Source organism: Gemmatimonadota bacterium (assembly GCA_039715185.1).
GTDB lineage: Bacteria > Gemmatimonadota > Gemmatimonadetes > Longimicrobiales > RSA9 > DATHRK01.
In genome coordinates this window covers 1-1,169 of sequence record JBDLIA010000234.1, presented here as the reverse complement: position 1 = coordinate 1,169, position 1,169 = coordinate 1, and the positions used below count along the sequence as shown (strand labels likewise).

The window sequence follows — 1,169 nt, the reverse complement described above, 5'->3', positions numbered from 1 at the left end:
ATTGACGGCAGCCATGGCGAGGGCGGCGGCCAGCTGGCGCGTCTGGCCATGGCCCTGGCCGCGGTAACCGGCCGCACCATCCGTCTGCGCAATATCCGGGCAGGACGCGCGAGACCGGGCCTCGCCGCCCAGCATCTGGCCGCGGTGCGGGCAGTGGCCGCCCTCAGCGGCGGCAAGTTGGAAGGGGCGGCACTCGGCGCCACCGAACTGGAATTCCACCCCGGTGCTATCCGCGGCGGAGACTACCGCTTCGAGGTGGGCACGGCGGGCAGCATCGCCCTGGTGCTGCAGGCGGCGCTGCCCGTCGCCCTGCACGCCGACGGCCCCTGCCGCCTGACGATCCGCGGCGGCACAGACGTGAAGCTCGCTCCTCCCATGGACTACCTCCGCGACGTCTTCCTGCCCTGGCTGGCCCGCACGGGGGTTCAGGCACGTCTGGAATCTGTGACCCGTGGCTATTATCCGCGGGGCGGCGGGGAGGTGCGCCTGTCCGTCCTCCCGGCCGTTCAGCTAAAACCCCTGCAGGCCGAGACCCCCGGCCCCCTGCTGGAGATACGCGGCCGTGCCCACGTGGCCCATCTGCCGATGCAAATCCCCCAACGCATGGCGGCGGCTGCGCGCGAAGCGCTTTCCGGCCTGGGGTCAGTGGATATCGAGACCCGGGTCCTGGGGGATGACGAAGCCGTCGGCAGGGGCGGTGCGCTCTTGCTGACCGCCCGGAGGGAACACAGCCTGCTGGGGTCCGCGGTGATCGCCGAACGGGGAGTGCCCGCCGAAAGCCTGGGAACGGACGCCGGCCAGGCCCTGCGTGCGGAGATCGAGGCCGGCGTCGCCGTGGACATACATGCCGCTGACCAGCTCTTGATCTACGCCGCCCTGGCCGCCGGCCGCTCCGTGTTCACAGTGCGTACGGTTACCCCCCACACCCGCACCGTCATGTGGCTGATCCAGCAATTCCTGCGCGTCAATTTCGAGGTGACGGAGACGCCGGGTGGTTACCGGATTGACGTGGTCCACGGCTGAGGCCTGAACCGCCAACTCGGTGGGCGAGTCGGTTGGCTGATCGCGCGGGCGAGGATCACCGACGGCGACGACGATGTACTTGGTCAGGCCGTTTGGGCGTTTCGGAATCAAGGGCCTCGTGCTCTGGAAACGTCCGCTTCTCCCGA

At 69.7% G+C, this 1,169-nt stretch carries 1 protein-coding gene; it reads left to right on the top strand.

Translation table 11 applies throughout. The features are described from left to right. On the top strand, nt 1–1,023 hold a 1,023-nt coding region (rtcA, locus tag ABFS34_16925; protein MEN8377110.1), incomplete at its 5' end, for an RNA 3'-terminal phosphate cyclase. Nucleotides 1,024–1,169 lie beyond the last annotated feature (146 nt).